This is a genomic window from Sphingobacterium sp. MAE (assembly GCF_056711605.1).
This window is the reverse complement of sequence record NZ_CM160044.1, coordinates 2,558,560-2,581,519: the sequence shown is the minus strand read 5'-3', so window position 1 is coordinate 2,581,519 and position 22,960 is coordinate 2,558,560. Positions and strand designations below refer to the sequence as shown.

Genomic DNA, 22,960 nt, shown 5'->3' with positions numbered 1-22,960 from the left:
TTGTCCTTTTTTTGTCAATAGTATTAAAAAATTATTACATTTAATAAAAATAAATTTGGTTTACTACTTATTCCATTAAATTAACATTAACTAATTTAAGAAATGTATTTTTAAAATCATAATGCAACTGCAAGTTTATGAAAGATTATGTGATTGATATAGAAGCAGAAAATAAAGAAATACGTAAAAGATACAGAGCATTACTACGCGCATGTAAACCAACGATGCAACGAGGCGACAAGCAGATGATCAGAAAAGCTTTTGATCTTGCTCTGGATAGCCACAAAGAAATGCGTCGAAAATCTGGCGAGCCTTATATTTTCCATCCAATAGCTGTAGCGCAAATCGCTGCAGAAGAAATTGGCTTAGGGACTACCTCGATTGTATGTGCCCTATTACACGATGTAGTTGAAGACACCAACATTACTCTTGATGAAATCGAGCAGATGTTTGGTAAAAAAGTACGTCGTATCATTGATGGATTGACAAAAATTTCAGGAATTTTTGATCCCAATAGCTCCATGCAAGCGGAAAATTTCCGTAAGATGCTGTTGACATTGGCCGATGACGTCCGCGTTATCTTGATCAAACTTGCCGATCGCCTCCACAATATGCGCACCATGGAGTTTATGGCTCGCGACAAGCAGCTCAAAATCGCTTCCGAGACCAGCTATTTATATGCACCACTCGCCCATCGCTTGGGTTTGTATGCCATTAAGTCCGAGCTCGAAGATCTCTCCATGAAATTTACCGATCCGGATACTTATAAGTTTATCGCACGCAAGCTCAATGAGAAAAAGGCCGAAAGGGAAAAATTCATTGCAGACTTTATCGAGCCGGTACAAGAAATATTACGCGAACAAGGCATCTCGGCACAGATCTTTGGTAGACCAAAATCCATCCATTCCATTTGGAGCAAAATGCGTAAAAAATCTATTCCTTTTGAAGAGGTTTATGATCTATTTGCTATTCGAATTGTCATCGATACAGATGATGAGCGCGAAAAAACGGAATGTTGGAAAGTCTATTCTATCGTTACTGACCTCTATCGTCCAAATCCTGATCGTTTAAGAGACTGGGTATCCTCTCCAAAAGGAAATGGATACGAATCGTTGCATACAACGGTCATGGGACCAAGAGGGCAATGGGTTGAAGTACAGATCAGAACCAGCCGTATGAATGAAATTGCGGAAAAAGGTTTTGCAGCACACTGGAAATACAAAGAGTCAAATTCCGATAGCGGATTAGACCAATGGATTAAAAAAATCCGAGATGTCTTAAGCAATCCTGAGCAAAATGCCTTGGATTTTGTCGATGACTTCAAGATGAATTTATTTTCAGATGAGATCTTTATTTTCACCCCAAAAGGAGCTTTAATTCAGCTTCCCCATGAGGCCACAGCTTTAGATTTTGCATTTGAGATCCATTCCGATATCGGAGCGACCTGTATTGGAGCAAAAGTCAACCATAAATTGGTACCACTCAGCCATGTGCTGCAAAATGGCGATCAAGTAGAGATCATCACTTCGACCAAGCAGACACCAAAAGAAGATTGGTTAAATTTTGTCGTTACAGCCAAAGCAAAATCAAAGATCCGCTCTTCTTTAAAAGAAGAAAGACGTCGAGTAGCCGAAGATGGAAAAGAAATTTTAGAACGCAAGCTGAAAACATTAAAAATTACTTACAATACGGACAATATTAATAAGATCGCTAACTTTCTAAAATTCTCCAGCTCTCAAGATCTGTTTTATAATGTAGCCAAAGGATTGGTCGATATCAAACAGTTACGAGAATTTGTTGCACATGAAAAAAACAACGATGCAACCTTAAGTACACAAAACACACAATTCAATAACCATATTGGTGGACTGGTCGAGAAATTTAACAAAAAAGACCAAGATACCCTATTAATTGGTGACGACCTGCAACAGATAGACTATACACTAGCTCCTTGTTGCAATCCCATACCCGGAGACGATGTATTTGGATTTTTAACCGTCAATGACGGTATCAAAATACACCGCACAAGCTGTCCAAATGCATCTAAATTGATGGCAAATTATGGCTATCGTATTATGAAGGCCAGATGGACCTCCAAAAATGATGTTTCCTTCTTAACCGGATTGCGTATAGTAGGGATCGACGATGTCGGCTTGGTCAATAAACTGACCACGGTGATTTCACAAGAGTTCAACGTCAATATACGTTCACTCAGTATCACGAGCAACGAAGGCATCTTTGAGGGTAACATTATGGTGTTTGTCAATGATATCGCACAATTGGAGAGCTTAATGAAAACCCTTAAACAAGTACAGGGCATCACAACTGTTTCGCGTTATGAATCTGAAAGTTAACATCAGTTTAATATCACATTTTTTTTATCTTACGATAATTGAATCAAAATTGGTAAATTTGTAAAGAATCTTATTGATTAATATGAACTCAGCTGAAAATTACGCAACAGTAAAAAAGATCTTTGAAGCCTACTTAGAGAATAAAAATCTAAGAAAAACTCCAGAGCGATATGCTATTTTAGAAGAAATTTATTCCCGCACGGACCACTTTGACGTTGAGTCATTGTACATCCACATGAAGAATAAAAAATATCGAGTTAGCCGTGCTACTGTTTACAACACATTAGAATTATTAGTTTCCTGTGATTTGGTGACCAAACATCAATTTGGCCGTAATATGGCACAATTTGAAAAATCTTATGGATTTAAGCAACATGACCATGTCATCTGTATCGAGTGCAATAAAGTAGTTGAGTTTTGCGACCCCCGTATTAACCAGATTCAGAGTCTTATGGGCGATCTATTGAAATTTGATATTAAACATCACTCCCTCAATCTTTACGGTATTTGCAATGAGTGTCAGCAAAGTATTGCTGCTGCAAAAGCTAAAAAAGAGGTTATTTCAAATTAATCTGAGGATTGGTAAAATATAATAGTACATTTGTTCAGAAAATGATTTGCTCATTTTTCTGAACATTTTGTTTTTAGATAATTCAAAAAAATTAACATAAATTCTTAATCACAATACTTTAAAAGCTATGCAAGTTGATGTGCTTTTGGGCTTACAATGGGGAGACGAAGGTAAAGGTAAAATCGTTGATGTATTTTGTCCACAATACGATTTAATTGCTCGTTTCCAAGGCGGCCCTAACGCCGGACACACATTGGAGTTTGATAACAAAAAATTCGTTTTAAACACGATCCCTTCGGGTATCTTCAATGAAGGAATTCTTAACCTAATCGGAAATGGTGTTGTTATCGACCCGATTATTTTAAAGAGAGAACTAGACAATTTGAAAACTGCTGGATTTGATCCAGTAGGAAAAGGAAATTTAGTGTTAGCTCGCAAAGCGCATTTAATCCTTCCTACACACCAATTATTAGATGCTGCTTCAGAATCTAAAATGGGTGAAGGCAAAATTGGTTCGACATTAAAAGGTATCGGTCCTACCTATATGGATAAAACAGGTCGCAATGGCCTACGTGTGGGTGATACTACATTAGCAGATTTCAAAGAACGCTATGAGAAACTGAGAGAAAAACACCTTTCTATTTTAGCACATTACGGTGAAATCCCTGATTTTTCTGAAAAAGAAGAAGCTTTCTTAGCGGCGATCGAATTCATTAAAACAATTCCACATGTTGATTCTGAGCATTTAGTAAATCAATACTTGAAGGATGGCAAAAAAGTATTAGCTGAAGGCGCTCAAGGTACTTTGTTAGATGTTGATTTTGGATCATATCCATTCGTAACATCATCCAATACAACTACTGCAGGTGCATGTACAGGTCTAGGTATCGCTCCAAATAAAATTGGTGCAGTATATGGTATCTTCAAAGCTTATGCAACACGTGTAGGTGGAGGTCCATTCCCAACAGAGTTACATGATCAAGTAGGTGAAAATTTACGTCAATTAGGGCATGAATTTGGTGCCACTACAGGTCGTGCACGTCGTACAGGTTGGATTGATATTCCTGCATTAAAATATGCTATCATGTTAAACGGTGTGACCGAATTGATCATGATGAAAGCCGATGTATTGGATACATTTGAAAAAATCCAAGTGTGTACACACTACAGACATGAAGGCAAAGTAATTGATTATATGCCATACGAAATCATCACAAACGAGGCTGAGCCTATTTTAGAAGAAATCGATGGATGGAATCAAGATTTAACAGGAATTACGCAAGAGAGCGAAATCCCAACAGCATTGCAAAACTACATTACGTATCTAGAGAAAGCATTAGAAGTGCCTATCACGTTCTTATCAGTAGGACCAGATCGTAAACAAACATTAAAATTGACTAAATAGTTAATGCGGGTCGAAGACAATTTTGTTATAGATTCAAAGTATAATTTTCATCAAAAAGCGCTGCAATGGGCAGCGCAATTTGATGAAGTAGCCTACCTCCATTCTAACGAACAGACGGATCAATGGAGTGCATTTGACTGTTTAATTGCTGTTCAAGCCACTGAGCAGTACACCTCTACCCATCAGCATAGCCTCGCTGAGGTTCAACAATTCATTTCGGATCATCCCCATACTTATATACCAGGTTTTCTTTCATACGATCTGAAAAATGAAATTGAGCAACTCCAAACCCATCAAGTCGATCGGTTGGACTTTCCACTTGCATATTTTTTCATTCCGGCTATTACGATTAAGATCATCGGAAATACAGTATCGATCAGTGCCGAAAAGCCTGATGAAATATTTCGAGCCATTCTAGCCCTTGAAATAAAAAACGAAGCGGTCGGTTTTAATGGTCAGGTACAGACCAGATGGACCAAGAAAGAATACCTTACAGCATTTAGCAAGATGCAGGATCATATTCAACGAGGAGATATTTACGAGGTCAACCTTTGTCAGGAATTCTATGCAGAGCAGGTCGATCTAAATCCTTTGGCAGCATTTGAAAAACTAAATCGAATCTCCCCTACACCTTTTGCCGCTTTTTTTAAATTTCAGGACAAATATATCCTGTCCGCTTCACCAGAAAGATTTCTTGCCAAACGCGATAGGCAACTGATCTCTCAACCCATAAAAGGAACAGCAAAGCGCGGATCTACAGATGAAGAAGATCAGCAGATCATAAATCACATGTTGAACTCTAAAAAAGAAATTGCTGAAAATGTGATGATCGTCGATCTCGTCCGTAATGATTTAACAAGAAGCGCAGTTCCAAAATCAGTTAAAGCAGACCATCTATTTGAAATCCACACATTCAAACTGGTCCATCAGATGATTTCAACAATCACCTGTGAGATCAGCCCCGATGTATCAGATATCGAAGTCATTAAAAATACTTTTCCAGCAGGTTCCATGACCGGAGCACCTAAAATAGCAGCAATGCAGATCTGCGATCAAGTCGAAGCAAATCGACGTTCACTATATGCCGGATCTATCGGTTATTTTGACCCAAATGGTAATTTTGATTTCAATGTCGTCATTAGGACCATTTTATATAATGCCCAAAACAAGTATTTATCCTTTCAAACCGGTGGTGCCATTACTATTCAGGCCAATGCAGAGGATGAATATCAGGAATGCTTATTAAAAGCAAATGGCATGTTGAAAGTACTTGATACCCATATCCAATAAATATCTACACCTTTAGTAGGATAAAATTATCAATCTTCATTTTTTTTTCTCAAATTTGCGCCTGATTATGGCACAGCTCTATATTGACATTCATACCCATCAGCACCGCCCGCCAGAGGCAGATCTCTTTTGTGTATACAACAATATGCTTAACAGTGATCAAGATCATAGTTTTTTTTCACCCCTCACCGCAGGATTACATCCTTGGCATATCGCAGCAGAAGATCCATTTAAAGGTTTACCGCTCCTGGAAGAACTACTCCAAGACCAGGAAATCTTAGCAGTCGGTGAATGTGGTATCGATAAAATAATTCCTGTCCCCATGCAGGTGCAACAAGACGTATTTCAAAAGCAAGTTAGGCTAGCCAAAGAATATGCTAAACCATTGATTATTCATTGTGTACGTGCTTTTGAGGAAGTACAATATATACTAAAAGAAGAGCAATTTGCGTGCAAGAGCATCTTTCATGGATTTAACAAGAATAAAGAACTTGCAGAGCAATTATTAAAAAAAGGATATTACCTTTCGTTCGGAGCTTCCATATTGACTGGTAAGCACGATGAAGCACTCGCATCTGCACCCCTAGATCAGCTGTTTTTAGAGACAGACGATGCAACGCTAGATATTAGGACCTTGTATGCCTATTTGGCGCAGTTAAAAAAAATATCTTTAGAAGAACTAAAGAATACCGTATTTAATAACTATCAACTTGTATTTGGATAAAATATGAAAGACTTATCATGGCTATCACGCACAGAAGCATTAGTGGGACGTGAAGCTTTAGAAAAATTGGCAAATTCTCACGTCATGGTTTTAGGACTGGGTGGTGTAGGTTCATTTGCAGCAGAATTTATCTGTCGTGGCGGAGTTGGCAAAATGACCATCATTGATGGTGATACGGTTGATCCATCCAATAGAAATAGACAATTGCCTGCACTGGCAACAAATCATGGTATGTCCAAAGCGCAGATCATGCGCGATCGCTTGTTGGCTATCAATCCAGAATTGGATTTAACCATTATCGAGGATTTTGTTCTTCCCGAAAAAATTTCCGATCTATTAGATCTCAAGCCAGATTATGCCGTAGAAGCCATCGATAGCATTACGCCAAAATTGTTTTTCATCCGTCAGGCCTTAGAAAGAAAAGTTCGCTTTGTAAGTTCAATGGGTGCCGGAGGTAAAATGGATCCCACCAAAATAGAAATTGCCGATATCGGAGAAACGTATAATTGTAAACTTGCCCACCATATTCGCAAAAAACTATATAAGCATGGTATACGAAGTGGCTTCAAAGCGGTATTTTCAACAGAATTGCCAGATAAAGCATCTCTATTATATACAGATGGAAGCAATTATAAGAAATCGGCTTATGGCACCATGTCTTATCTCCCAGCTGCCTTTGGAGGCGCCATCGCATCAGTAGCTCTAAGAGATCTAATTGCTAAAAATTAATGATATTCTCGTCAATATGTACTTAATATATTGACGAGAATATGTAGTTTTGACTATGGAAAAACTTTTAAAGTTAGTTGAAAAGAACAAACTTGCTAATCAGCCAGTTGATGAGTTTTCAATGGTGATCGACGATAAACAAATTGTTCATGGGGTCATTTTTGTCGTAAAAATTGAGAAAAAAACCTTCAAACTTTTCATTCCTGAACCCCACTATAAGGCAGTCATTGATGGCGATGCTAAACCCTTGATCAAAAACATCTTAAAACATCCTGAAGTTATGCTATTTGCATAAAATATTATTAGGCAATGCATTATAAACAGTATATAAACTTTTTGTATTATACTGTTTATATCTCCTTTCCGCATCAAAAATCACTCCCTCACGTTAAGATCCATTGCTGAACATATCTTTTTATTTAAGGCGCTTTTTAAGCGATTTAAAGTATTAAAATATAGTAATAGAACAGAAGTGTAGCATTGAACTCCAGAGACGCTTCAGTGTATTTATTATTGATTATCGCCATCAAGCCAAAATCGGATCAGCTCTACCCCTTGCAGTTGACGCTACTCGATCAAGTTAAAGATCAATAATAAAGAAGTTATAAATAGTACAAACAGGCCCGTTGAAAAGATAATATCTGCAATATTTTCCAATCTTTTAACTTCACGCAAATGACTTCTTTTCATCGCAATAAAAGAGATGATACAGCTTGCCATAAATATAAAGATCGCAAGGGCAGCACACTCATCAATTAAGCTTTCCTCTGTTAATTTCATCTTTTTTATTGTCGTTAAGACTAAAAAACAAATTCCGAGTAAATTGGCCGACGTATTTAATATATGAGAAGTACGTCCTGTACTTTCCCGTTTATCTTGATTATGATTTGTATCCATTGACAATTTTCAATTACAAACAAACTTACCTATACTTTGTTGTTTTTACGGTTGTTGATCATCCTTTTTAAGCGCGCTTACACTTCAGATAAAATCTTGTAATTTAAACCTCAAATGTTACAGTATAAATTTTTATCCAAACAGGGATATTTGTTTAAGTTAATTTAAAGCAGATTATGAATCAAAAATATCAAATATCAGGCATGACTTGCAATGGGTGCCGCACCCATGTATCGGATAAACTCAATCAAATACCTGGGATCAAAGCGATCGTTACATTAGATCCTGCCGAAGTGATCATTGATAGCGAACAGGCTATTGATATCGAACAATTGAATGATACACTATCCGAGATTGGTGATTATAAAATCAGGGAAACAGTAATTGAAAATAACGAATCTAATTCAACAGAACATAGAAAAGAATATCAAACGATAACCAAAGCAGCAGTTTCACCTTCTGGTAAGTATATCTGTCCCATGTATTGCGAAGGACATGCTCATACATACGATGCACCTGGATCCTGTCCGATCTGCGGTATGTTTCTCGTTCCTGTTGAGTCCTTGGCAGATCAGGCAGCAAATCAAGTTGAAGTACCCAAAGCTTCCTGCTGTTCGTCAAAAAAACAGGACAATCCAGTAACAGCAACATCTACAGCAGCTTCTGGTAAGTATATCTGTCCCATGTATTGCGAAGGACATGCTCATACATACGATGCACCTGGCTCCTGTCCCGTCTGCGGTATGTTTCTCGTTCCTGTTGAGTCCTTGGCAGATCAGGCAGCAAATCAAGTTGAAGTACCCAAAGCTTCCTGCTGTTCGTCAAAAAAACAGGACAATCCAGTAACAGCAACATCTATAGCAGCTTCGGGTAAGTATATCTGTCCCATGTATTGCGAAGGACATGATCATACATACGATGCGCCTGGCTCCTGTCCGGTCTGTGGTATGTTTCTCGTTCCTGTTGAGTCCTTGGCAGATCAAGCAGCAAATCAAGTTGAAATACCCAAAGCTTCCTGCTGTTCAACACATGAAAAAGTAGATAAACCAAAGGTTACAGCCCAGTCGGCCGGAAAATACTATTGCCCTATGATGTGTGAAGGTGACAAACTGTATGATAAGCCCGGATCATGTCCCGTATGTGGAATGAATTTAGAAAAAATCCCTGAAAAGAAGGCGGCAGTCACCTACAGTTGTCCTATGCATCCAGAAGTCGAAAGCGACAAACCCGGATCATGTCCCATCTGTGGTATGGATCTAGTCGCCAATGCCGCTGCAGAGGAGGTAGATCATACCTATCAAGATCTGAGGAAAAAACTTTGGATTGCCATTTTATTTACGGTACCCTTATTTATACTGTCCATGGGTGAAATGATCCCAGGCAACCCGATTGGTCAGATCATTACACCAAAGATGTCAGGTTGGGTTCAGCTATTTTTAACTATTCCTGTTGTCTTTTATGCCGCATGGATGTTCTTTGAGCGCGCTTGGACATCCTTCAAAACCTGGAATCTGAATATGTTCAGCTTGATCGGTCTAGGAGCAGGAGCAGGTTTTTTATACAGTGTCGTTGCCCTATGTTTTCCATCGCTCTTTCCAGATGAGCTTCTCGGACATCATGGGCAAGTTGCCCTATATTTTGAATCTGTCGCTGTTATCCTGACCCTAGTCCTATTGGGACAGATGATGGAAGCAAAAGCTCATTCCAAAACAAATTCAGCCATTAAAGAACTGATCAAACTATCGCCTGCGGAAGCAAATTTGGTTGAAAACGGTGTGGAGAAGAAAATTTCCGTCGCCGACATTCAGTTGGATCAACTATTACGCGTTAAACCAGGAGAGAAAATCCCAGTAGATGGAGCAATTACATCGGGTTATAGCACCATTGACGAATCCATGTTAACAGGAGAACCCGTTCCGGTAGACAAAAAAGAAGGCGACAACGTGAGTGCAGGAACCATTAATGGGAACCAAACCTTCTTGATGAAAGCCAACCGCGTAGGTGACGACACCTTATTGGCACAAATAATTGAAATGGTCAACAGTGCAAGCCGTAGTAAAGCGCCCATTCAAAAACTGACAGATCGTGTATCCCGTATTTTTGTCCCCGTTGTGATCGCTATTGCCATATTAACGTTTGCCGCTTGGATGATTTATGGCGTCGAATCCAAACTTGCTTTCGCATTGGCCAATGCATTAGCCGTACTCATCGTTGCATGTCCATGTGCATTAGGTCTGGCAACCCCGATGTCAGTGATGGTAGGTATAGGTAAAGGTGCTAAAAATGGTATTCTCATCAAAAATGCAGAAGCACTTGAAAAACTAGATAAAGTCAATGTCTTGGTGACCGACAAAACAGGAACCATAACCGAAGGAAGACCAAGTCTGGAACAGATATTCAGTACCTCCAGCCACACTACTGACGAACTATTGATACTAGCCGCTTCTGTCAATGCAAATAGCTCCCACCCATTAGCAGAAGCTGTAGTCAAGAAAGCTAAAGAGTCAACATTAACATTCCAGGAAACCGATCGTTTTGACACCATCAATGGCAAAGGTGTGATCGGTTATATCGCCAATCAAAAAGTGTTATTGGGAAATGAATCCTTATTAGCAGATGATGGCATCACGATCACAGATGCAGTCAAAGAACAAGTTGCCGTCGAGCAGCAAAAAGGCCGTACCGTTTCCTATTTGGCTCAAGGTACGACACTGTTAGGGTATTTAGTGATCGCTGATAAAATCAAAGATACCGCAAAACAAGCCATCCATTATTTGATGGATCATGGTGTTGACGTGATTATGTTAACCGGTGATAATGCAAAAACAGCCAAAGCAGTAGCCGATGAGCTGGGTATTAAACACTTTAAAGCGCAAGCACTGCCACAGGATAAATTAATGGAAATCAAAAAGCTACAGCAAGAAAATAAAGTCGTAGCCATGACCGGTGACGGGATCAATGATGCACCCGCTTTGGCGCAAGCCGATATCGGTATTGCCATGGGTACAGGTACAGATGTAGCCATCGAAAGCGCTGAGGTGACCTTACTAAAAGGAGATTTACTAGGTGTGGTCAAAGCAAAAATACTGAGCCATAAATTGGTGAGCAATATCAAGCAGAATCTACTCTTCGCCTTTTTGTACAATGTCTTAGGTATTCCTATTGCAGCCGGTATCCTATACCCTACTTTTGGTATATTGTTATCGCCGATGCTCGCCGCAGCAGCGATGAGTCTAAGTTCAGTATCCGTCATTTTAAACTCATTGCGACTCAATACGGTCGATATTGATGCGAAATAATTGCTACTACAGACCTGCATCAGGTCTACATATTTGAAAATAGCCTCTTAAAAAAGAGGCTATTTTTCGTAGCTACATGATGATTTCCGAAGAGAATAAGATTAATTATAACCATATATTTGAAGCAGCAATTACAGAAACAAAAACAGTTGATCGCTCATTCGCCAGAGGTTTTGCTATATCCATTGATCGATCAGCAGCTCCAAAGCTTAAAACAAAGAGTCCTTGTCAATCGTCGAGCAATTACACAAGAGGAATTATTGGAACAATACAGTTTCGGTTCAATTGCTACAAAAGACTTTGACGATACCGAATATGGAAATTAGTTGATGTTTTTTTGGTTTATCCCATCAATACGAGCATTTTCCAGAAAATTACAGATCGATCTCCTTCATTGTTTAAGATTAATTTGTTACTTTCAACGAAGTATGGGCGCTGCAAGAAGAATTCATCCAGTTTCATATTGAGACGTTATTTCAGATAAATCAATGATGGTAAACAATGAAAATATGGCATTACTTCTTAGGGACCCTGTTGATCTTCGGCTTACTGAGCTGGCTTTCCTATCATAATGGAATGGCTTATGATGGTTTAACAACTATAGGATTTCCGCTTACGTATTACAAGGAAGGTGTTGGACAAAGTTTAGATACTGGACAAATGGAAGGCTTTAGCCATTATTCATTGCTCGCTGTAGCGGCAAATCTAATCTGCTCCTTTCTGACCTACTTCGCTTCACGTTACTTGTTCAACATGTGGAAAGATAGAACATCATGAAAAATCAATAAAGTTTAAATTTTAGCGGCATAAATGATCACTCTGTAATAGCTTTCTTAATCAAGCATATAAAGTATCGCCTACAATGATTATTTTTGACAAAAAATAAAGCGCAAAATGAATTTCAAAACGATCATACTTTTAATCTTAGTCGTCATTATTACGATTTTTTTTATGCAGAATACTGCTCCTGTGGAGTTCTGGTTTTTTGGCAAGCATATTTTTGCGCTTTCCTCTATTATAGCCATCACCCTCTTTATTGGGATCATTATTGGTGCTATTCTATTACGACCAAGGAAAATAAAGACCGAAGTGATTCAGGTCAATCCCTCTACGACATCAGATATGGACGAAATATCGAGCTCCAAATCAACATTGAGCAATGAAGATCGCGATTATATTTCCTGATTTGTAAAAATTAATTCCCTATAAATGAAAGGACAAGAAGGTCCTTTGTAATTAAATAGTCGTTTTATTTGCACTGTATAGTAGTTTTTTCTACCTTTGCATCACTCCAAACAACGAAGGAAACTTCAAAAAAAGAGTAAGATTCCGTAGCTCAGCTGGTAGAGCAATACACTTTTAATGTATGGGTCCTGGGTTCGAATCCCAGCGGGATCACAAGAAAGCTTCACAGAAATGTGAGGCTTTTTTTGTATCCAATGGGATGAGAACAGAAGCGTTGGGATGGGTTCGACCTTTTTCATTGCGGACATTCGTTTGGGGTATGTGGGTCGCAATAAATCCCAGCGGGATCACAAGAAAGCTTCACAGAAATGTGAGGCTTTTTTTGCAATCTATCTTTACATAACCGCGTTGCATTTAGCCACAAATTGCTCAAACTTCCGATCTGTATTTCGCATGATCGGTCCATGACCGAAGCAGATGACAGCAGGATTTAGATTTGCTAACTTCTGGAGCGATTTGATGTTGAGCCGCTGATCGGAGGTGAATATATTTGGCGGAAGGCGCAGACCAGTCGCTGTGGTGAGCAGGTTCATATTTGTCGCAGCATCCCCGATTATCAGTACACCATCCCGCTCACGGAAAAAAGAAATATGACCTGCCGAATGTCCGGGAGTCTCTATTACCCGAAAGTTTCCGATCCTATCGTTTTCAACAATTGTGTGCTCCACTTGATGGCCCTGACCTGCCCAGTACTTTTGTTGAAGGTTTGCTACCCAATGTTGCGGAGTTGGATAATCGTGGGTTACCATACCCGTTTCGGTCCTAAAAACTTCACTGGGATGACAGAGCAAGGGTATCGCAAACTCAGCGCATATCAGATCGCTACAGCCTTGGTGGTCCGCATGCGCATGCGTCAGTACATGTTGGTAAACGGGGATTTTCTGGAGAGCTTTCTTTACAGTGGTATACGAACTCCTTATTCCGGAGTCGACCAATACACCTTCGATAATATAGCAGTTGATACTGTTTCGTGGCATCAATGGAATCTGGAAAACTTCGGGAGCAATTTGATGTAACATTGTTTTTTTATGCAAATCTACACCGCTGACCAGGACTGCATAAGGACATTTGTCCTATAATACATTGGGTCTATGTATTTGTCCTTTCGCTCGTGTCAGTGATCGCTGCGTGATGCCCAGGTACGATGCCAGATCCTGCGTCGCTATGCGCTGCACGAGCATCGGTTCGCTAGACAGTACATGGCGGTATTTATCCACAGCCGACCTATTATTGTAATTCAGCAGATAACGTTCCTTTTGGTTATACTCCCGCTCCATCACCGATTTTATAACCCCGTTCCAGACGGTCACCTCACCAAGCAGATGCTGATAGTTCGAGTAGTCTATCCGATAGATCAGGCTATCTTCTATAGCCCTGATACTCCTTCTCGATTTTTCCTGCGCCACAAACTCCGGAAATGAGGTCACAAATTCATTTTCAAACTTGAAGCAAGTTATATTCTCCTTACCTTCTTTATCGATCGCGTACGCCTTTACTGCGCCACTAGCGATAAATCCAATATGACGGCAGGATTCATCCTCACGAATAAAAAAATCACCCTTTTTTAAGCGCATTGGTTTGAAAAACTGCATAGAAAAGTTGATTTCCTCAGCCGATAGTCCTCCTGTTGAGGATAGGTAATTTTCAAATACGTCAGTCATTTCGCACTCTTCTTGTCCTTTCATTTTCTTTTTAACCGTCTATGGATACATATCAAATCCAACATCCAAATCTAACAATTATTGTACATTCACAAAAAGCTGCATCTATAGCTTTTTTAGTTCACTTTACTAGCACATTACAGGGCATGATCTTTCCATTTACTGACTGTTACTCCATTTTATTTCATCAGCTTTTGTTTGTATATTCAGAATAGAAATCTGTCGCTCTGATGGCGTATTCTTTAATTGGTCGACGCTTTTCCCATAATTCGTCAACTATCATTAGCGTGGTAGTGGATTGCGCCTCCCATAGAGCTCAATAGTACAGTCATCATATCAGGGTCGGCGAGTTTCGAACCAATAGAGGCTCATGATCGTGTGCGGGCATTTAGGGGACTGAGCCAACTTTCTTGTTCACGGTAGAGAATTTGGGATGGCAGGACTGCTTAAATCCCAGCGGGATCATGAAGGTAAAGCTAATCGCAATATGAGCTTTCTTTAATTTCAAAGACATGAGAGATCAGAAAGAATGTAGACACATTTGCCACTTTCTTTGTGATTCTATACATTTGTTTTCGTAAGACCAATTGAGAGGAATAGCACTGAAGAGTGACTTATTGATCTTCACTCCTGTTTTAGCAACAAAGTACCAAATAGAAAAAAAATCATAGAAGCTGTCCCCATTCGGAGAACTCGGTCGTCATTGAGGTATATTTAATTTAAAAATTTTAACACGATGAAAGAATTTGCATTAATTTTCAGACTACAAGACATTTCCGATTTCAAACCATCACCCGAACAAATGCAGGAAAGAATGAATTGGTTAGCAGGTATTGCCTCACAAAACAAATTAGTGGATAAGGGAAATACGCTCTTACCATTTGCAGGAAATGCTAAAACTGTAAAGCCAAACAATGTGATCACAGATGGTGCCTACACCGAAATCAAGGAATTTATCAGTGGCTACATTGTCATAAAAGCAGACACCATTGATGAAGCAGTAGAAATGGCAAAAAGTAACCCGATCTTTGATCAAGTGGGCGGAAGCATTGAAGTACGAGAAGTAATAAAACGTGACTAACCCAAAATCATATACGGAACTTTTACCGCATTTATTCCGACAGGAATATGCTAAAATGACGGCTGTCCTTTGCTGTCATTTTGGATTGGCAAATATCGAAATTGCCGAAGATATTGCTAGTGATACCTTTCTAAAAGCATCTGAATACTGGGCTGTCCATGGTGTACCCGATAATCCGAACGCATGGCTATATACCGTGGCTGCAAACAAACTTAAAGATTATTTCAAGCACAGATCTATTTTTGATAGCAGAATTAAAGATGCAGTAACTGTTCAAGCAATGGAGATAGAGAAGATTCTGGAATTTGATGATCGAAACATTGCCGACAGTCAATTGGCTATGATTTTTGCCGTATGTCATCCGACAAACTCTACAGAAGCACAGATCGCATTGGCACTTCAGATTTTAGGTGGTTTTAGTGTCGAGGAAATCGCCAAGGCCTTTTTGACAAATAGAGAAACCATTAAAAAGCGATTGCAAAGGGCACGCACCAACTTACGAAATAATCATTTTCAAATGCAAGACTTAACTGCAAATGATATACAAGCGAGGTTGGACACGGTTCTAAAAACATTGTATTTGCTCTTCAACGAAGGCTATTTTTCCACAACCCACAATCAGCTCATCAGAAAAGAGCTTTGTTCAGAATCCGCTCGGCTTACGCTGGTCTTAGCTGAAAATCCACTCACCAATACACCGCAAGTAAATGCCTTGCTTGCTTTGATCTGCTTTCAGAGTTCGAGACTGGATGCAAGAACTGGTACCAATGGCGAAGCCATCCTTTTTGACAAACAGGACAAAAGTCTCTGGGATCAGGCACTCATCGACAGGGGAAATTATTATTTAATCCACGCCTGCAACGCTGAAGAAGTTTCAAAATACCACTTAGAGGCAGCTATAGCATATTGGCATACAACCTCCACCGATACGAACAAATGGAAACATATTTTACAATTATATAATAGGCTTATCCTGATCGAATACTCACCAGTTACAGCCTTAAATCGAGCATTTGCTTACGCTAAAGTCTATGGTAGCGAAAAGGCAATCGAGGAGGTGGAAAAGTTAAATCTTCCGGAGAACAACTACTATCATGCATTATTGGGTTATTTGTACGCTCAAATAGATATGCCTATTTCAATTCAACATTATGCAAAGGCAATTGATTTGACCAAATCCAACATAGAAAAAGAGACACTCAGACAAGAAATTGATCGCTTGTTGCAAAGCGCAGAAAATAAGGGTACAGCAAGCTAAGGGTTAAAGCAATCAAATGGATAAATTGTAAAACTGGGTGAACTCAAAACAGTCATGCATGCATCGGAGATTCAAAACGATTGTACCATACAGCCGTTATAGAGATCGTCATATTTCTGGTTAATATCTGCTCAATGCCTCTTTTTTACATACGCATATGTGTACGCAATAGTGCTAGTATTCAAATTCCAACTCGAAATCTCTTTCTCAATTAATTCCGGATGTTTTTTGCTGATATCCCTTAAAGCGTTACCGACAGATTTACGCAGATATTCGCTATCGCTTGCTTTGTGCTGAGCAATTAATTCGATTGCCACCTGAGGATGCTCTTTAAAGTAAGCGCGGCTTGTCCAGATCCTCAAGCCTTCGGTCACAGCACGACAAACATTTGGATTTTGATCGCTCAGCCATTCTGTAATTTCAGGAAGCGAATTTTCGTAACCATGATCTGCACAGTATTGATCGAAGGCTTTTGCAATAATCTCCTGAACTTGCCAGCTATCGTCCACATGTGCACGTTCTTTCAGTACCACAAGAACTGATGGATCCTGAGCAGCTATAAAACCCAAGATAAAAATTGCGCAACAACGTAACTGGTAAAACTTGCTCTTTAATAGATCTAAGGCGATTTCTTTAGACTCAGCTCTGGACTGCGTGGTCACTATTTTTTTTGCCTCTTCTTCGAAAGGCTTAAAACCATGTTCAACTTTTAGTAATGCTTCAAGAGAGGACTCCATATTCAATTTATGTTACGTGAGCAAATTACAACTTTGCATAGATGTTTTTTAATAGCTTGATTTATATCTTATGTTGCAATACCACAAAACTGTTGCCTGAAACAACAGTGGAGCTTGTATTTAAGCAATAAAAATAAAGAATTGCAACTAAATAAAGCTAAAACAATCATGGAGCATGCTCTTACTTTTCATTTTATATCAGAATAAGACACACCCGTTAATTAAAGTCTTTTACACATTTCTTCAGCTGCCGAATATGACGCTCCGTATGGTAGATATTAAACCAAGCCCATTCCAGTCGTGTAAAAGGTCCATATTGTGGAATAGCATAATCTGTACAGATATCCGAAAGATCTTTTGTCCGAATCACAGCTGCCATCTGCTCTATTCTATTCTGTAAACCAGCCATCAATCTCTCTTTGTCCACTGGTTTTTCCGTTGGTATAATAGCATCTGGCGACTTCATGCGGATGGTATCATCCGTAAATATTTTCTTGATCATATCGATCTTCTCATTTGGTGACCGATCACCAGATTCCGATGCCCCATCCATCGTTTCTGCAGAGGCATAGGATTTGCGTATATGGTCTGCTATCTGTCCAGGAGACCAGCCTCCGTCTACCGGTTTTTTATTGATTAAGGCTTCATCCATACCCCCTAGCAAGGTTACCAATTGATTCGTGACCTCTTCAAAGGCCTGTAATGTCTGTAAGTTCATATCGTTTGCCATTATACATCCAGCATCATCGGTTGCCATTGTTCAATGTGGTTAAAAAATCCGAATCAGCAATGCAGTCCATTTTATAAAACCAAATCTAATCCATGCAGTACTACCGCTTCATAAAGATAAGCAAATCAAAACTTTTGAACACGATATTTTCCAAATTTTATCTCGTTAACCGCGACCTTTCTACTCGCCTTCTTTCCCTGTATTACTTGTTTCTGAAATAGCAAAAATAGATCACTATCGGTGATCATCCGACATTACTTCTTTTTTGCTTATTTGTACACATTCATTCCATAAATCGCCAACTTGTATAGGATCCTCCCCTTCTTATATTCATGAACTGAAAGCACAGAAACTTGCAAAAGACAGCCATAAACAGTCCTTTCAATTCTACCTCAGATGATTAGCAAGATAATGGATGATTTCGGTCGCTATTTGTTGATGGATCAATTTTCTATCGATGCTGCGATCATCTTGATAATAAGTTGATGCCTCTTTTTGCAACTGCGGGTTCCCCTCATTCAAAAAAATGTAATGCCCTGTGTTTCTAGGCAGCTTAACAAATTTTGAACCTCCAATAACGTTACTGTATCTGATTGCATTGGTTTCTATCGGGGCGATTTGGTCATCATGTGCGCCGATTATTAATACTGGAGGCATTTTCTGATACTTCTGTTCCAAAAGTCCCAACCCTAACGCTGGAGCTAGTGCTATATGCACTTTAAATCGACTATCTTTTAAAGTAGTGGGTATTTCTGTGCAAGGTATCCTTGTCAATAATGCTGTCAGGTCACCAAGCTCCGGAACAATGAATTCTTTGTGGCCTTGTTCGGATAGAGCGTTACGTTTCAGTAGCTCACAGTCCAATTGAATGCCTGCTAGCGCCAGTGCTGTATAGCCGCCCAATGAAAAACCTATCGTACCAATACGATTACTGTCCACATAATTGGTAAAACGTTCGTCCTGTAAAAATGAAGAGAGCAAAAAACTCAGATCCAGTGGTCTTTCCCAATAGCGAACAAAATATTCTGGAATTTTATGATCAAGAGTATTTCCCCAATGATCCGGTGACAGAACCATGTATCCATTCTTTGCCAGTTCAATGGCCAGCCAAGCTAAACTCAGCCTGTTTCCTCCTGTGCCATGCGATAGTACGATCAACGGATATTTCTTATTTATAAAAGTCGCATTCTGTATGGTCGGAGTTAATACAAAGGGTAACGCTGTCTCCTTTACATCCTGGTCAGTTGTTGGATACCATATCTGAGTCTTTATGGGGCGCTCTCGAGCATGGTCAATATAACTGATCGTCTGTTCACCGACATTTGACACCTGACCTTGACAAAAGAATGATATTAAGCTCAATAATAAAATAGTACACGTACGATTCATCTTCTAATAAATTTTAAGTATAAGTATTTTCATATTCAAATATATAGTAGTCCTGATTAGTGCAATATAAGGCACTCAAGTCGCTCATTTCACCTAACGAAATCAAGCTAAATCAGCTTTCCGTGTTTAATTTGTGTATGATGACTGTACCTCGTCCACCGCACTTTTTAAAGCCTCGTTCATCTTGATTTTAACTCCTGTAAACCGTAATAGGGTATTATACGGACTTCTTTTTTTTCCAGAAAACAACATTGGTATACACGGTCGTCCCGACCAAGATCAATATTGTGATCACATCGATGCTTTTAGATATCAGATCTTTCTGCGGGCCCAAAAAACAGAGTACGAGAAGCGTACTTATGTATATTACACCAGCATTGACCCAAAGCTTTGATACCTTCGGAGCATACTTCTTTCTGGGTAGATTATTTTCAGAATATAATTCAGCTATTCTATTTTTATCCCAATACAGTAAAATCAAACCCGCAACCATCATTAAACTCGTGATGATCCAGGTACCTGTAAAATGCAGAGAAATGGTGATCATCCAGATATTGGTTGTTATGGCCAGAAAGAAAAATGTCCCGATCAACGCAAAGCGCTGTGTCATCAGCAGGATTGCGGTGACGATTTGAGCCAGGCCAAGAAAATTATAATAAATCCCGGAAAGATAAAGTACCTCAAAAAACTGACCTATCGCACCAGTTGTTGGCAATTGAGTAAACCTTTCGCCCACTAATTTTGTAAATCCAGAGGGTACAAATGCCAATGCAATAAGATAGCGGATATGGATAATGATCCATTGGACAAATTTAATTTGTTGTAAATGATAAAACATAGCTAAAAAAAAGGATGAGGTTATTTAATTACAAAAAGCTTTGGAAGATAAGTTTTTAAGATCTGGATGATACCCTTTTTTCCTGTAAGCCCATGTATATTTTGTGATTTGCATCATTATTTCTTATTGATTAGCAAATTTACCACAATTGACTCATTAAAGTCAATGGTTATCTTTAACCAAAAATAACCAAATCTTCCATATTGATATCTTAAAAAAAGGCTTGGATTTTTTATTAATCTAAGCCTTTCTTAACATACCCCTTTCCACATGAGGCCAGATCATCATGACCAATGATCAACCTGAATAGATCAGCGGTTATGGAACATATATGATCCCATTAACCGGTAATTTTCAGAGATTGAATCAGCCCATCTTTAAATTCATAGTGATAAGTCAAGATCAGCGGACTTCCCGGAAAATTGCCTGCAATTTCAGCTTTCAACGTCTGGTCAGTTTCTGAATATTCAAGAGGTTTCATCGTACTTTGATATTCTTTGTTGGCTTTTTCTATCCAATTTTCTATTTCCTTTTTGCCGTTATGTGTTTTTCCTTCGTCAAAAACTACGGCTGCTTCTGCGAAACAATTCGCGTAAGCAATAGAATCAAAGTTGTCCTGTGCCTGTACGAGATCGGCTACTACTTTTGGTAAATTCATCTTTTTATGAGTTAAAATGTTATTAAATCGTGGGAATTGTGCCTCCATCCATGATATATTCTGTACCAGTCAGGTAATGGGCTCTTGGCGAAACCAAAAATCCAACAAATTCAGCAATTTCTTCAGGTTGTGCCGGTCTTCCTATTGGAATTCCTCCCAAAGCATCCATGACGCTTTGTGTCGCCTGTTCTATCGTGATAGCTGTACTTGCCGCAATTCGTTCCATCATTCTCGTTGATGATTCCGTCATGATCCAGCCCGGCGAAACAGTGAGTACCCGTATCCCTTTAGGCGAAACTTCTTTTGACAAACCTTTGCTATAATTGATCACCCCTGCTTTTGCTGCAGCATAAGGCAAAGTAGAATCGTATAACGGTAATCTTCCCTGAATGGATGCAATATGGATGATCACACCACTTTTTTGCGCAAGCATTTGTGGTAAAAATGCCCTGTCCAGTCGTACAGGAGCAAGCAGATTCGTTCGGATCGTCTGCTCCCAGTCCTGATCGGTCAGTACAGCAAAACCCCCACCTTGGGTTTCCGAACCCCCGAGCGCATTGATCAGAATATCCAGTCTCCCAAATGTTGCTAAAACTTCTTCTGCTACGCGTCTCGCTCCTTCGGCTTCACTCAAGTCAGCAGCAATAAAATACAGATGATCATGCAACGTATCGGGTGCATTTCTCGCTGTAATGACAACAGTTGCACCCGCATTTGAAAGTCGCTCTGCAATGGCTTTACCCGTTCCTTTTGTGCCACCTGTTACAAGGGCAATTTTGCCCTCCAATTCATGATTAAAATTAAATTCTTGTCCCATATATTAAAATATTTAGGACAAAGTTCAGTCTTATGTACAGATCTCACAAGTACGGAGTTACGATTCATATAGGGATAAATTTTTCCTCTATTGCAGTATTTTTACTATTCCCACAACTTGTTTCAAGTAGGAAAGATTTCTATCAAAACTCAAGCTAAGATCGGATAGATCTATCGTTTCTTAAAAGTGTTGTTTTCGATTTTATCTTGTATAGTTCGGCTTATTAAGCAAGATGGGAGTCGGATTAAGAAGTACCCACTTGGTTGCAAGTTCACACAAAAAATTAAGGTCATCAGCAAATCCAGTGTTACGAATCTCTTTGATAAGAATACGGGCTTCTTCCAGTTCTTTCGCAGCTAAAGCATGTTCAGAAGATACGTGTATGTCAAATGCATCCAACATTTTTTTAAAATCCTTGTCCCAATTTCCCCCGCCATTTCGGTAGATTTCATCACGCACTTTCCCAGCGATGCGGACCACCTCTCCTTGCACTGTTAGGGCACTCCCCTTAGCAGGAATTAAAAGCTCCCACAATTCTTCAAATTGCTCTTTCCAATTTGTACCACCTACGCTTATTGGTGCCACGCCATCATGCATGATACGCTTTTTAACAGGTACAACTTGATACATCTCATAAAGATTGCTGAGTGCATGGTCTGTTTCTTGCAGATAGTCTTTATTAAAATTTTCACGATGGAATTCAAAATTCTCACCTATCCGAATAATTTCATCCCTCATCTTTTGCGTTATTTCGGTGTTGGCTTGGAGCAATATACGCGATACTTCCACCAACGGGATCAAGTCGATATTACTTGCGCGAGATAATGCCCTTTCAAGCGGCGTTTGTTTAGTCGCATTTAAAGCCTGGGTGTCAGCCCCATGAGCAACCAGTTTTTTGACAGATGAAACATTAAAACTACTTCCCGCAGCAAAATGCAATGGTGTATCGCCATAGATATCCACAGCCTGTATATTTGCTCCAAGTTCTAAAAAGACCGTGATATCGCCACTTCGAGTCATCGCATGTTGGTGAAGAGCTGTACGGTTGTAACTGTCCACAGCTTCGATGTCTGCTCCGCTTGCTACCATCCAACGAACCAGTTCATCAGGCACATGAAAAAAGCTGAGTGCCGTTGCTTTTCCATAACCACCTCTTGCATCTAATTCACAGGTATCAAATACTTTTTTAAGATTTTCAATCTTGTTTTCCTTGATTAACTCATCAAAATTCTTGGGAAGTGTTTTTTTCTTTTTTGCCATTTTCTTTTAGTTTCGGA

23 protein-coding genes and 1 tRNA gene are annotated in these 22,960 nt (G+C 39.4%); 14 read left to right on the top strand and 10 right to left on the bottom strand.

Annotation, left to right across the window (positions count from 1 at the left end):
* The first annotated feature begins 137 nt into the window (after window positions 1-137).
* The 7 genes from AC06G9_RS10915 to AC06G9_RS10885 all read left to right on the top strand — a co-directional run bounded on the left by AC06G9_RS10915 (window position 138) and on the right by AC06G9_RS10885 (window position 7,368).
* Window positions 138-2,354: a RelA/SpoT family protein gene (locus AC06G9_RS10915; protein ID WP_045754787.1), complete on the top strand. Its 2,217-nt coding sequence runs from the start codon at window positions 138-140 to the stop codon at window positions 2,352-2,354.
* A gap of 82 nt (window positions 2,355-2,436) precedes the next feature.
* Complete coding sequence (locus AC06G9_RS10910; protein ID WP_045754788.1) at window positions 2,437-2,925, top strand: Fur family transcriptional regulator; 489 nt, start codon at window positions 2,437-2,439, stop codon at window positions 2,923-2,925.
* 127 nt (window positions 2,926-3,052) lie between these two features.
* Window positions 3,053-4,330 (top strand): adenylosuccinate synthase, encoded by a 1,278-nt coding sequence (locus AC06G9_RS10905; RefSeq protein WP_248753694.1) that lies wholly within the window; start codon window positions 3,053-3,055, stop codon window positions 4,328-4,330.
* Window positions 4,331-4,333: 3 nt separating this feature from the next.
* Complete coding sequence (gene pabB, locus AC06G9_RS10900; RefSeq protein WP_480958144.1) at window positions 4,334-5,620, top strand: aminodeoxychorismate synthase component I; 1,287 nt, start codon at window positions 4,334-4,336, stop codon at window positions 5,618-5,620.
* Between the two features lie 67 nt (window positions 5,621-5,687).
* Window positions 5,688-6,344, top strand: coding sequence for a TatD family hydrolase (locus AC06G9_RS10895; protein ID WP_480958143.1), 657 nt, complete (start codon window positions 5,688-5,690; stop codon window positions 6,342-6,344).
* Between the two features lie 3 nt (window positions 6,345-6,347).
* Window positions 6,348-7,073 carry a tRNA threonylcarbamoyladenosine dehydratase gene (locus AC06G9_RS10890; RefSeq protein WP_094772126.1) on the top strand — a complete coding sequence of 242 codons (726 nt, stop codon included), beginning with the start codon at window positions 6,348-6,350 and terminating at the stop codon, window positions 7,071-7,073.
* A gap of 55 nt (window positions 7,074-7,128) precedes the next feature.
* Entirely contained in the window at window positions 7,129-7,368 is a 240-nt protein-coding gene (locus AC06G9_RS10885) for a hypothetical protein (protein WP_045756454.1), read from the top strand.
* A gap of 272 nt (window positions 7,369-7,640) precedes the next feature.
* Here AC06G9_RS10885 and AC06G9_RS10880 read toward each other — a convergent pair whose 3' ends face one another.
* Window positions 7,641-7,970: a hypothetical protein gene (locus tag AC06G9_RS10880; protein WP_045756453.1), complete on the bottom strand. Its 330-nt coding sequence runs from the start codon at window positions 7,968-7,970 to the stop codon at window positions 7,641-7,643.
* 176 nt (window positions 7,971-8,146) lie between these two features.
* On the opposite strand from AC06G9_RS10880, the gene AC06G9_RS10875 reads away from it, so the two are divergent.
* From AC06G9_RS10875 to AC06G9_RS10855, 5 genes are all read left to right on the top strand, one after another.
* Complete coding sequence (locus tag AC06G9_RS10875; protein ID WP_480958142.1) at window positions 8,147-11,269, top strand: heavy metal translocating P-type ATPase; 3,123 nt, start codon at window positions 8,147-8,149, stop codon at window positions 11,267-11,269.
* A gap of 119 nt (window positions 11,270-11,388) precedes the next feature.
* Window positions 11,389-11,595: an immunity protein Tsi6 family protein gene (locus AC06G9_RS10870; protein ID WP_045756451.1), complete on the top strand. Its 207-nt coding sequence runs from the start codon at window positions 11,389-11,391 to the stop codon at window positions 11,593-11,595.
* A 175-nt stretch (window positions 11,596-11,770) separates the two neighbouring features.
* A complete protein-coding gene (locus AC06G9_RS10865) occupies window positions 11,771-12,046 on the top strand; it encodes a hypothetical protein (RefSeq protein WP_260949511.1) in 276 nt (91 codons plus the stop codon).
* Window positions 12,047-12,163: 117 nt separating this feature from the next.
* The gene (locus tag AC06G9_RS10860; RefSeq protein WP_094772122.1) at window positions 12,164-12,454 is read left to right on the top strand and encodes a DUF1049 domain-containing protein; all 291 of its coding nucleotides are present in this window, start codon (window positions 12,164-12,166) and stop codon (window positions 12,452-12,454) included.
* A gap of 140 nt (window positions 12,455-12,594) precedes the next feature.
* Window positions 12,595-12,667 (top strand) — tRNA-Lys (locus tag AC06G9_RS10855).
* Window positions 12,668-12,849: 182 nt separating this feature from the next.
* Here the strand turns inward: AC06G9_RS10855 and AC06G9_RS10850 are convergent.
* Window positions 12,850-13,491 (bottom strand): MBL fold metallo-hydrolase, encoded by a 642-nt coding sequence (locus AC06G9_RS10850; RefSeq protein ID WP_480958141.1) that lies wholly within the window; start codon window positions 13,489-13,491, stop codon window positions 12,850-12,852.
* Window positions 13,492-13,587: 96 nt separating this feature from the next.
* Window positions 13,588-14,199: a Crp/Fnr family transcriptional regulator gene (locus AC06G9_RS10845; RefSeq protein ID WP_480958140.1), complete on the bottom strand. Its 612-nt coding sequence runs from the start codon at window positions 14,197-14,199 to the stop codon at window positions 13,588-13,590.
* 712 nt (window positions 14,200-14,911) lie between these two features.
* On the opposite strand from AC06G9_RS10845, the gene AC06G9_RS10840 reads away from it, so the two are divergent.
* Together AC06G9_RS10840 and AC06G9_RS10835 are read left to right on the top strand one after the other, a co-directional pair.
* On the top strand, window positions 14,912-15,256 hold the full coding sequence (locus tag AC06G9_RS10840; protein ID WP_094772063.1) for a YciI family protein: 345 nt from the start codon (window positions 14,912-14,914) through the stop codon (window positions 15,254-15,256).
* Window positions 15,249-16,514, top strand: a complete 1,266-nt coding sequence (locus AC06G9_RS10835) for an RNA polymerase sigma factor (RefSeq protein WP_480958139.1) — start codon at window positions 15,249-15,251, stop codon at window positions 16,512-16,514. The genes AC06G9_RS10840 and AC06G9_RS10835 overlap by 8 nt, the downstream gene beginning before the upstream one ends.
* Window positions 16,515-16,645: 131 nt before the next feature.
* Here the strand turns inward: AC06G9_RS10835 and AC06G9_RS10830 are convergent, their stop codons facing one another.
* From AC06G9_RS10830 to AC06G9_RS10800, 7 genes are all read right to left on the bottom strand, one after another.
* Window positions 16,646-17,251, bottom strand: coding sequence for a DNA alkylation repair protein (locus tag AC06G9_RS10830; RefSeq protein ID WP_480958138.1), 606 nt, complete (start codon window positions 17,249-17,251; stop codon window positions 16,646-16,648).
* 217 nt (window positions 17,252-17,468) lie between these two features.
* Entirely contained in the window at window positions 17,469-18,008 is a 540-nt protein-coding gene (locus tag AC06G9_RS10825; RefSeq protein WP_480958137.1) for a DinB family protein, read from the bottom strand.
* Window positions 18,009-18,368: 360 nt separating this feature from the next.
* Window positions 18,369-19,370 carry an alpha/beta hydrolase family protein gene (locus AC06G9_RS10820; protein WP_260949518.1) on the bottom strand — a complete coding sequence of 334 codons (1,002 nt, stop codon included), beginning with the start codon at window positions 19,368-19,370 and terminating at the stop codon, window positions 18,369-18,371.
* A gap of 217 nt (window positions 19,371-19,587) precedes the next feature.
* Window positions 19,588-20,208, bottom strand: coding sequence for a hypothetical protein (locus AC06G9_RS10815; protein WP_480958136.1), 621 nt, complete (start codon window positions 20,206-20,208; stop codon window positions 19,588-19,590).
* Between the two features lie 340 nt (window positions 20,209-20,548).
* Entirely contained in the window at window positions 20,549-20,866 is a 318-nt protein-coding gene (locus AC06G9_RS10810; RefSeq protein ID WP_346572842.1) for a nuclear transport factor 2 family protein, read from the bottom strand.
* A gap of 22 nt (window positions 20,867-20,888) precedes the next feature.
* Window positions 20,889-21,683, bottom strand: a complete 795-nt coding sequence (locus AC06G9_RS10805; RefSeq protein ID WP_260949520.1) for an SDR family oxidoreductase — start codon at window positions 21,681-21,683, stop codon at window positions 20,889-20,891.
* Window positions 21,684-21,884: 201 nt separating this feature from the next.
* Window positions 21,885-22,943: an ankyrin repeat domain-containing protein gene (locus tag AC06G9_RS10800; protein ID WP_094772057.1), complete on the bottom strand. Its 1,059-nt coding sequence runs from the start codon at window positions 22,941-22,943 to the stop codon at window positions 21,885-21,887.
* Between the last annotated feature and the right edge of the window lie 17 nt (window positions 22,944-22,960).